The organism is Pseudonocardia sp. ICBG1034 (assembly GCF_020131375.1).
In the GTDB taxonomy this organism is placed as follows: domain Bacteria; phylum Actinomycetota; class Actinomycetes; order Mycobacteriales; family Pseudonocardiaceae; genus Pseudonocardia; species Pseudonocardia alni.
Genome location: NZ_JAHLEK010000005.1, coordinates 1 through 9,337, shown reverse-complemented (window position 1 = coordinate 9,337; position 9,337 = coordinate 1). Strand labels below are relative to the sequence as shown.

Here is a 9,337-nt window from a genome sequence, read left to right as displayed (position 1 = left end):
CGGCGTGCGCCGGACCAGCGCACCGGCGGCGAGGGTGTTGGCCAGCTGGACACCGCGGCCCGGCTCATCCCGCACAGCTCCGCCGCCCGGCCGCCTCTGCCCGCCCGCGACCCACAGCGTGAACAGCAGCCGGAACGCCGACCAGCTCCATCCGGCGGGGCGGTGCACGGTCGACTCGAGGTCGTACGACCAGGGAGCCGGCGGAGCCGGTGCAGGTTCAGCACCCGACGGCCATGGCCTCGTCGACTGGGTCGCGGGCCTCGCCGACCGCGGGTTCGCCTCACGGGCCCCGATCGAGCGGCTGCGGCAGGTCCGCGGCGACGACTCCGCCCCGGCCGACCCCGCCGGGCTGGCCGGCGCGGCGCTCGACGAGTGCGCCCGTCCGCTCACCTGAGCCCGTGACCCTCTCCGCCCGGCTCGCCGCCCGCAAGGACGGCCGTCGCATCGCCGTCGTCCTGCCCGCCCTGGACGAGGAGGCGACGGTCGGTGCGCTCGTCGCCGGGCTGACCCGGCTGTGCGAGGGCCCGTCCCCGCTGGTCGACGACCTCGTCGTCCTCGACTCCGGGAGCACCGACCGCACCGCGGAGTGCGCCGCGGCGGCCGGGGCACGGGTGCTCGGCCGCGAGCGTGCGGTGCCCGGCGTCCGGGTGCTGCCGGGCAAGGGCGAGGCGATGTGGCGCGCCGTCGTCGCCCTGGGGAACGGGCCGCGCCCGGCCGACCTGGTCTGCTTCGTCGACGCCGACCTCGTCGACCCGCACCCCGAGCTCGTCGAACGGCTTCTCGCGCCGCTGCTCACCCGGCCCGGGACCGCGCTGGTCAAGGGCTACCACCGGCGCCCGCTCACCGGCCCCGGTGGTGCCTGCGGCCCCGACGACGCGAGCGGGCACGAGGGCGGCCGCGTCACCGAGCTGCTCGCCCGCCCCCTGCTCGCCGCGCTCCGCCCCGGGCTGCGGCACGTCCGTCAGCCCATCGGGGGCGAGTACGCCGCCACCCGCGAGCTGCTCGACCGGCTCCCGTTCGCGACCGGCTACGGCGTCGACATCGGCCTGCTGCTCGACACCGACGCCGACACCGTCGTCGGCGGGACCGCGGCCATCGCGCAGGCCGACCTCGGCGTGCGCCGGCACCGCAACCGCCCGCTGCACGAGCTCGGCCGTACCTCCCGCGAGGTCCTCGCCACGGCCCTGGCCCGCTGCGGGGTCGAGGACTCCGGCGCCGGACTCACCGCGTTCCTCCCCGACGACGTCCTCCCCGGCCACGTGCGCACCGGCCACGGCGCGGAGACGGGCTGGCGCACCGAGACCCGTCCGCTGCGCCAGGTGGACCGGCCCCCACCGGGCCGGGTGCGCGACGGGGGATCCGCCGAGCCGGTGGTCGCACCCGCCGCCCGCGTGGGGTGAGACCCGTCGTCGGACCGGCGTGATGAGATGGCGGCATGGGGACCGCCCTCGCGTACGTGATCGTCCTGGCCGGCGTCGCCGCGCTGGTGTTCGTGTTGGCGGCCGCGGTCTTCGGCCGCGGGGAGGAGCTCGCCCCGCTCGCCCCGGACGCGACACCCACCCGGCTGCCCGCCCGCGAGGTCTCCGGAACCGACGTCCGTGACCTGCGTTTCCAGCAGGTGCTGCGCGGATACCGGATGGCTGAGGTGGACTGGGCACTCGACCGGCTGGCCGGCGAGCTGGACCGGGTCCGGACCGACCGGCACGAGCTGGCCGACCGGGTGGCCCGGTTGGAGGCGACGATCGCGCGGATGCGCGCCGAGGAGGATCCGGGTGACGAGCAACGACGGCAGTGGTGACGGCGGTACCGCAGGCAGGAGCGGGGACGGTCGCGACGGCGGGGTCGGCGACCGCACCCCGGGCGTGCGGCCGGCCGGTGGCGGCCGGGTGGAGCTGACGGTCCCGGTCGACGTCAACGTGCCCGCCGACGTCCTGTGGGAGGTCGTCTCCGACCTCGAGGGCCAGTCGGACTGGATGCTCGGCACGACCGTCGAGATCACCGCGGGCGACGGCCGCTCGGTCGGCACCGAGCTGCGCGCGGTCACCGGGGTCGGGCCGCTCGGCGTCGCCGACACGATGCGGGTCACCGAGTGGACCGAACCGCCCGCCGGTGCGACGGGGGAGCGGCGGATCGTCGTCACCCACACCGGCACCGTGATCCGCGGCGACGGCGTGTTCGTCGTCGTGGAGCTGGGCCCGGCGCGGTCGCGCTTCCTGTGGACCGAGCTGCTCGACCTGCCGCTCGGTGCGCTCGGCCGGTTCGGCTGGCCGCTGGTGCGCCCCGCGTTCCGGGCCGGGGTCGCGCACTCGCTGCGCGGGATGGCCGAGCGGACCGAGGACCGCTACCGGGCCGGCCGGTGACATCGCCCGACCCCGCGGCCCACGACGACCGCCCCCGCTGCGACTGGGCGCTCTCGGCACCGGACTACGTCGCCTATCACGACGACGAGTGGGGCCGCCCCGTCCACGGCACCGCGGCCTGGTTCGAGCGCATGAGCCTGGAGGCGTTCCAGTCCGGGCTGTCCTGGATCGTCGTGCTGCGCAAGCGCCCGGCGTTCCGCGAGGTCTTCGCCGGCTTCGACCCGGACACGGTCGCCCGCTTCGGCGACGACCACGTGACCCGCCTCCTCGGCGACGCCCGGATCGTGCGCAACCGGATGAAGATCGAGGCCACGATCTCCAACGCCCGCGCCGTGCTCGACCTCCTCGACGCCGGCGACGACCTCGGCGCGTTCCTCGCCTCCTACGCACCCGACCCGGCCGACCACCCGCGCCCGGCACGGCTGTCCGACGTCCCCGGCTCCACACCCGCGTCGACGGCGCTGTCGAAGGCGCTCAAGAAGCGCGGCTTCCGGTTCGTCGGTCCCACCACCTGCTACGCACTCATGCAGGCGACCGGTCTGGTCGACGACCACGTCGCGTACTGCTGGCGTGCCGGGGCCGGCCCGGAGGGCCCGCGGGGGACCGGACCGGGGTCGCCGTAGCGTCGCCGGGCCGTTGCGCTGCGTGAACGCCGCGGGTATCGCTGCCGAGCCGTGATCGCCTCGGTTGCACCTCGGCGCCGGTGATGGGGGACAATGTGGTCCCACGGTCGGCGCGTGCCCCGAGCGCGCACCGGGGAACGACAGTTGTGGATGTTGACGGAGGACGGACGAATGGCCGCGATGAAGCCCCGCACCGGCGACGGGCCCATGGAAGTCACCAAGGAGGGCCGGGGCATCGTGATGCGCGTCCCGCTCGAGGGTGGCGGGCGTCTCGTCGTCGAGATGACCCCGGACGAGGCCACCGACCTCAGTGAGGCGCTGAAGTCGACCGTCGGCTGACGGCCGACGGAACGGACACGACGCGGCGGGACCGGGGAACCGGTCCCGCCGTCGTCGTACCCGGGCCTCGGTGACGGGCCTCAGGCCACCGACTCGTAGATCTCCAGCGTCCGCCGGGCCATCTCGGCCCAGGCGAACTCGGCGACCGCGCGCTCCCGGCCCCGCTCACCCATCGTCGCGGCCCGCCGCGGGTCCGCGACCAGCGCGTTGACCGCCTCGGCCAGTGCCGCCTCGAACGCGGCGGTGTCGGCCGGGTCGTAGTGCGCGAGGAGGCCGGTCACGCCGTCGTCGACGACCTCCGGGATCCCGCCGACGTCGGAGGCGACCACGGCCGTACCGCAGGCCATCGCCTCCAGGTTCACGATGCCCAGCGGCTCGTAGACCGAGGGGCACACGAACACCGTCGCCGCCGACAGCAACTGGCGGACCTCGGCGGTGGCGAGCATCCGCTGGATCCACACGACGCCGTCGCGCGAGGCGGACAGCTCCGCCACCGCCCGCTCGGTCTCGGCCGCGATCTCCTTCGTGTCCGGGGCGCCCGCGCACAGCACGACCTGCGCCGACGGGTCGAACCGGTGCGCCGCCGCGACCAGGTGCCCGAGGCCCTTCTGCCGGGTGATCCGGCCGACGAACACCACGAGCGGCCGGTCCGGGTCGACGCCGTGCGCCAGCAGCGCGTCGCGGGCCGGGTCGGGCGCGTAGAACTGCGTGTCGATGCCGTTGTGCACCACGTGCACCAGGTCCGGGTCGATCGCGGGGTAGGCGTTCAGCACGTCGCGGCGCATGCCGTGGGAGACCGCGATGACGGCGTCCGCCGCCTCGTAGGCGGTCCGCTCCACCCACGACGACAGCCGGTACCCGCCGCCGAGCTGCTCGGCCTTCCACGGCCGCAGCGGCTCCAGCGAGTGGGCCGTGACCACGTGCGGGCGCCCGTGCAGCAGGCCGCCGATGTGGCCCGCCATGTTGGCGTACCAGGTGTGGGAGTGCAGGACGTCGCAGCGCTCCAGCTCGGCGGCCATCGACAGGTCCACCCCGAGCGTGGTCAGCGCCGCGTTCGCCCCGTCCGGCAGCGGCGGCGCGGAGTGCGCGCGCGCGTCGGCCGGGGCGTCGCTGCCCGGTTCGGCGAAGCAGTGCACGTCGACGTCGACGAGCTCCCGCAGGGCGGGGACGAGATGTCCCACGTGGACTCCGGCGCCGCCGTAGACGGCTGGCGGGTATTCACGGGTGAGAAGGCCGACGCGCACGGGCCGGGACGCTACCGGGGCGGGCGGACGCGGCGCGAGGAGTCCGCCGGGCGATCGCTGCGTCCGATCCGGTCCGACCCTGCCCGGCGGGCCCGGACGTATGGCCCCGCCACCGGGCGCCCACTAGTGTTCACGCCATGCGACCGACCGCGTCCGGACGTCTTCCCGGAAGGGTTCTCGGCATCGTGCTGGCCGGTGGCGAGGGGAAGCGGCTCTGGCCGCTCACCGCGGACCGTGCCAAGCCCGCCGTCCCGTTCGGTGGCAACTACCGGCTCATCGACTTCGTGCTGTCCAACCTCGTGAACTGCGGGATGGACCGGCTGTGCGTGCTGACCCAGTACAAGTCGCACTCGCTGGACCGGCACATCTCGACGACGTGGCGGCTGTCGTCGGTGCTCGACCAGTACATCACCACCGTCCCGGCCCAGCAGCGGCTCGGCAGGCGCTGGTACACCGGCTCGGCGGACGCGATCTTCCAGAGCCTCAACCTGGTCTACGACGACCAGCCCGAGTACATCGCCGTGTTCGGCGCCGACCACGTCTACCGGATGGACCCGGCGCAGATGATCGCCCAGCACGCCGAGTCCGGCGCGGGCGTCACCGTCGCGGGGATCCGCGTGCCGCGGGCCGAGGCCAAGGCGTTCGGCTGCATCGCCTCCGACGAGACCGGCCGCATCACCGAGTTCCTCGAGAAGCCGTCCGATCCGCCGCACGTGCCGGACGACCCCGAGGTGACCTTCGCCTCGATGGGCAACTACGTGTTCACCACCGAGGCACTGCTCGACGCGCTGAAGGCCGACGCGGCGAACGCCGACTCCGACCACGACATGGGCGGGGACATCATCCCGGCGCTCGTCGCCGAGGGTGACGCGCACGTCTACGACTTCGCCGACAACGTCGTCCCCGGCGCCACCGAGCGCGACGCCGGCTACTGGCGCGACGTCGGGACCATCGACGCCTACTACGACGCGCACACCGACCTCGTCTCGGTGCACCCGATCTTCAACCTCTACAACCAGCGCTGGCCCATCCGCACCGCGGTGCCCGCGCTGCCGCCGGCGAAGTTCGTCGAGGGCGGCATCGCGCAGGACTCGATCGTCGGCGCGGGCACGATCATCTCCGGGGCGATCGTGCGCCGGTCGGTCATCAGCCCGAACGTGTCCGTGTCGGGCGGCGCGGAGGTCTCGGACTCGGTCGTGCTGCCGGGCGCCCGGATCGGCCGGGGCGCGGTCGTGCGCCGGGCGATCCTCGACAAGAACGTCGTCGTCCCCGACGGCGCGCTGATCGGCGTCGACCTGAACCTCGACCGCAGCCGCTACACCGTATCCAACGGCGGCGTCGTCGTCCTGGGCAAGGGCGTCACGGCGCAGTAGCGCCGACCCGCGGTTCCGCGCTCACCTGCGGTGTCGGTGCCGCGTTCGCTCCGCTCACCTGCGGACGGCGCAGAGCATCCCGTCCGCGACCGGGAGCAGCGCCGACAGCAGGCGCTCGTCGTCGCGGACCAGCGCGGCGGTCTCGCGCAGTGCGGCCGTACCCGGGCCGTGCGCGGCACCGGGCTCGGCGACCCGGCCGCCGTCGAGCACACCCTCCAGCACCAGCACCCCGCCGGGGCGCAGCAGCCGGATCGCCTCGGCCAGGTAGCCGGGGTACTCGGCGGGGACCGCGTCGGCGACGACGAGGTCGTAGCCGCCGTCGGTCAGCCGCGGCAGCACCTCCAGCGCCATCCCGTTGATCAGCCGCGCGCGCCCGGGCCCGTACCCGGCGGCGAGGAAGGTGCGCCGGGCCGAGCGCTGCAGCTCCGGGTCGACGTCGATGGTGGTCAGCGTCCCGTCGCCGGCCATGCCGCGCAGCAGGTACAGCCCGCTCACCCCGGCTCCGGTCCCGATCTCGACGACGGCCCGCGCGGAGACCGTCGCGGCCAGCACCGACAGCGCCGCCCCGCCCGCCGCGGAGATGGGGTGCGCGCCCGCCGCCGTGCCCAGTGCGCGGGCCTCGCCGCACGCGTCGTCCTCGGCGAGGTAGCCCTCGGCGTACGCGGCCGCCCCCGCGGGTGTGCTCATGGCGCAAGATTATCGCCGCATGATCCGTCGTCGGTTTCACAGACTTCTCTCAGACGGGTTTCACATCCTCCTCATGGGTGGCGGGCAGTCTGTGGTGCAACGAACGAAGCCTCGCGGCCGATCGACACCACGACACGGTCGCGACTCCACGGAGGTGCCCCGCCCCGATGTCCGCCCCTCGCGCAACCGACGACGCCCCGTTCCGGGACGCCGCCGCCGGTACCCGCCCCGGTGAGGGTGCCGACTGGACCCCGCCCACCTGGGACGAGGTCGTCCGGGAGCACGCCGACCGCGTCTACCGACTCGCCTACCGCCTGTCCGGCAATCAGCACGACGCCGAGGACCTCACCCAGGAGACCTTCATCCGGGTGTTCCGGTCCCTGGCGTCCTACAAGCCGGGCACCTTCGAGGGCTGGCTGCACCGCATCACCACGAACCTGTTCCTCGACATGGTCCGCCGCCGCGCCCGGCTGCGGATGGAGGGATTGCCCGAGGACACCGACCGGCTCCCGGGCGGTGGCCCCGAGCCCGAGACCGTGTTCGCGATCAACCACCTCGACCCGCACCTGCAGGCCGCCCTGGACGAGCTGCCCCCGGACTTCCGGGTCGCCGTCGTCCTGTGCGACGTCGAGGGCCTGTCCTACGAGGAGATCGGCGCCACCCTCGGGGTGAAGCTCGGCACCGTCCGCAGCCGCATCCACCGGGGCCGGACCGCGCTGCGGGCGTCGCTGGAGCGGCACCGCGCGGCCGCGGCGGAGGAGCAGGCGGTGGCATCCGACCGCGGTCCGGTGGCAGAGTTGGTCCCGTGACCGAGCGACGGCGTTTCCAGGTCGTCCCCCCGGACTGGGGGACGACCCACCTGACGCTCGAGGCGGTCGTCGCCTTCGTGGACGACGAGCTGGCCGCCGGTCCGCACGACCGCGCCACCCGCCACCTCGAGCGCTGCCCCGACTGCGCGGTGGAGGTCGCCGAGCAGCGGCGGGCCCGCACCGCGCTGCGCGGTGCCGACGCCCCCACGCTGCCGCCGTCGCTGATGTCGACGCTGCGCGCGATCCCGCAGGACACCGAGCTGCCCCCGCCGCCGGCGGGCCTGTCGCTCACCCCGGACGGCCAGCTCGTGTCGGTGCTGCGCCCGGCGCCGGTCGAGGGCGATCACGGCCGTCGCTCCGGCCGGTCGCGACGGGTGCGTCTGGGCACCGGCGCCGCCGTGTCCGGGCTGGCGCTCGGCGCGCTCGCGTTCGGTCTGCCCGCCGCCACGACCGCCACCCCGGCCGGGCCGGCCGTCCCCGGCCCGGGTGCCGCGGCCGTCGCGCGGTTCGCGGCCACCCCGGTGCCCGCCTCGTCGCGGCGGACGGCCGTCCCGGCCGCCACCACGGTGGGCTCGACCGGTGCGCCGCTGTCGCCGACGACCTCGGCCACGCCGACCGGTGACGCCGACATCTCCCCGACGCCCTGACGCGTCACCGATACACCGACTTCACCGCCCGCCGGGCAGGCTGTGCGGGTGTACTGGGTGGACGCCGTGCCGGCTGATCGATCGTCGGGAGCAGTCGCCCCGGGCTCCGGAGTGACCCGGTGAGCGACGACCGCGGCACCCGCCCGGACGGCGCAGCCGACCCGGAGGCCCACGGCTCCGCTCCGCCGCGGCTGCGACCCCGCCCGCTGGACCGTCCCGCGACCGACCCCGGCGAGCAGGCCGCCTTCGGCCGCCCGGACGGCGTCGACAGCTCGTTCGCGCCGCCGTCGTCGCACCTCGGGTCGAACGGATCGCTGCCGACGGTGCCGCCACCGACCGCCGCGGTCGCCCGCGCGTTCGGCCGCCCGGACCGCACACCCGACGGCGACCCCGCCGGTGGTCTGCAGCGTCCGCCCGGTGCGTCGGGCGACGCGCTGCGCGGGGGTGAGCAGAGCGCCGAGCAGGACCCGTTCTGGCCCGGCGGCTCGACCGGCGACCCGTGGCGCGACCCGGGCACGCCGGTCGTCGCCGCCCCTCCGCCCGGCGACGGCGACGACCCCGGTGAGGGTCCCCGGCCCGACGGCCCCCGGCTGAGCGTCCGCGAGGTCCTGTTCGGCAAGCGGGTGCAGCCGCGCGCGCTGGCGCTGCTCGGAGTGCTCGCCCTCGTCGTCGGTGCGGCGGGCGGCCTGATCGGGCACTGGACGGCCACCGCGGCGAGCGCACTGACCAGCCCCGGAGCCGTGCTGAGCGCGACCGAGCCCGCCCGGGAACGGCCGCCCGGCTCGGTGTCGGAGGTCGCCTCGCGGGTGCTGCCCGCGGTCGTCTCGCTGGAGGTGACCGTCGGCAACCAGGCGGGCAACGGCTCCGGCGTCGTGATCGACCCCGCGGGCTACGTGCTCACCAACGACCACGTCGTCGCGCCGGCGACCGGACCGGGCCAGGGCACCATCGAGGCCCTGTTCTCCGACGGCTCCCGCGTCCCGGCCACCGTGGTCGGCGCGGACCCGATGACCGACCTCGCGGTGGTCAAGGTGCCCGTCGCGAACCCGACGGTCGCCGCGATCGGCCGCTCCGGTGAGCTCGCCGTCGGCGACGCGGTGATCGCGATCGGGTCGCCGTTCGGCCTGGCGGGCACGGTGACGACGGGGATCGTGTCGGCCGTCGACCGCCCGGTGCGGCTCGACCCCGAGGGCAGTGCGGGCGACGCGGTGATCGACGCCGTGCAGACCGACGCCGCGATCAACCCCGGCAACTC

11 protein-coding genes are annotated in these 9,337 nt (G+C 75.4%); 9 read left to right on the top strand and 2 right to left on the bottom strand.

Annotated elements, in window-relative coordinates; all coding sequences use genetic code 11:
• The first annotated feature begins 398 nt into the window (after positions 1–398).
• From KPF22_RS00245 to KPF22_RS00225, 5 genes are all read left to right on the top strand, one after another.
• The gene (locus tag KPF22_RS00245; protein ID WP_208819306.1) at positions 399–1,400 is read left to right on the top strand and encodes a glucosyl-3-phosphoglycerate synthase; all 1,002 of its coding nucleotides are present in this window, start codon (positions 399–401) and stop codon (positions 1,398–1,400) included.
• Between the two features lie 35 nt (positions 1,401–1,435).
• Positions 1,436–1,798, top strand: coding sequence for a DivIVA domain-containing protein (locus KPF22_RS00240; RefSeq protein WP_178374339.1), 363 nt, complete (start codon positions 1,436–1,438; stop codon positions 1,796–1,798).
• Positions 1,773–2,360 (top strand): SRPBCC family protein, encoded by a 588-nt coding sequence (locus KPF22_RS00235; RefSeq protein ID WP_374107440.1) that lies wholly within the window; start codon positions 1,773–1,775, stop codon positions 2,358–2,360. Before KPF22_RS00240 ends, KPF22_RS00235 begins: the two co-directional genes overlap by 26 nt.
• A complete protein-coding gene (locus tag KPF22_RS00230) occupies positions 2,357–2,983 on the top strand; it encodes a DNA-3-methyladenine glycosylase I (RefSeq protein WP_224400905.1) in 627 nt (208 codons plus the stop codon). Before KPF22_RS00235 ends, KPF22_RS00230 begins: the two co-directional genes overlap by 4 nt.
• Before the next feature lie 171 nt (positions 2,984–3,154).
• Positions 3,155–3,322 carry a DUF3117 domain-containing protein gene (locus KPF22_RS00225; protein ID WP_010241564.1) on the top strand — a complete coding sequence of 56 codons (168 nt, stop codon included), beginning with the start codon at positions 3,155–3,157 and terminating at the stop codon, positions 3,320–3,322.
• Positions 3,323–3,402: 80 nt separating this feature from the next.
• Here KPF22_RS00225 and glgA read toward each other — a convergent pair whose 3' ends face one another.
• Entirely contained in the window at positions 3,403–4,566 is a 1,164-nt protein-coding gene (gene glgA, locus KPF22_RS00220; protein ID WP_224400904.1) for a glycogen synthase, read from the bottom strand.
• A gap of 137 nt (positions 4,567–4,703) precedes the next feature.
• On the opposite strand from glgA, the gene glgC reads away from it, so the two are divergent.
• Positions 4,704–5,939: a glucose-1-phosphate adenylyltransferase gene (gene glgC, locus KPF22_RS00215; protein WP_224400903.1), complete on the top strand. Its 1,236-nt coding sequence runs from the start codon at positions 4,704–4,706 to the stop codon at positions 5,937–5,939.
• 54 nt (positions 5,940–5,993) lie between these two features.
• On the opposite strand, the gene KPF22_RS00210 is transcribed toward glgC, so the two are convergent.
• Positions 5,994–6,626: an O-methyltransferase gene (locus tag KPF22_RS00210; RefSeq protein ID WP_062400469.1), complete on the bottom strand. Its 633-nt coding sequence runs from the start codon at positions 6,624–6,626 to the stop codon at positions 5,994–5,996.
• Between the two features lie 167 nt (positions 6,627–6,793).
• On the opposite strand from KPF22_RS00210, the gene sigE reads away from it, so the two are divergent.
• The 3 genes from sigE to KPF22_RS32845 all read left to right on the top strand — a co-directional run.
• A complete protein-coding gene (gene sigE / locus KPF22_RS00205) occupies positions 6,794–7,435 on the top strand; it encodes an RNA polymerase sigma factor SigE (protein ID WP_062400471.1) in 642 nt (213 codons plus the stop codon).
• Entirely contained in the window at positions 7,432–8,082 is a 651-nt protein-coding gene (locus tag KPF22_RS00200) for an anti-sigma factor (RefSeq protein ID WP_208819298.1), read from the top strand. The genes sigE and KPF22_RS00200 overlap by 4 nt, the downstream gene beginning before the upstream one ends.
• A gap of 119 nt (positions 8,083–8,201) precedes the next feature.
• Positions 8,202–9,337 (top strand): S1C family serine protease (locus KPF22_RS32845; RefSeq protein ID WP_224400902.1); only part of this gene is annotated, 1,136 nt, incomplete at its 3' end.

Bases quoted from the DNA above. Each gene is read 5' to 3' on its own strand.
- KPF22_RS00240 (WP_178374339.1), top strand. From the start codon at position 1,436: ATGGGGACCGCCCTCGCGTACGTGATCGTCCTGGCCGGCGTCGCCGCG.
- KPF22_RS00225 (WP_010241564.1), top strand. From the start codon at position 3,155: ATGGCCGCGATGAAGCCCCGCACCGGCGACGGGCCCATGGAAGTCACC.
- glgC (WP_224400903.1), top strand. From the start codon at position 4,704: ATGCGACCGACCGCGTCCGGACGTCTTCCCGGAAGGGTTCTCGGCATC.
- KPF22_RS00210 (WP_062400469.1), bottom strand. From the start codon at position 6,626: ATGAGCACACCCGCGGGGGCGGCCGCGTACGCCGAGGGCTACCTCGCC.
- sigE (WP_062400471.1), top strand. From the start codon at position 6,794: ATGTCCGCCCCTCGCGCAACCGACGACGCCCCGTTCCGGGACGCCGCC.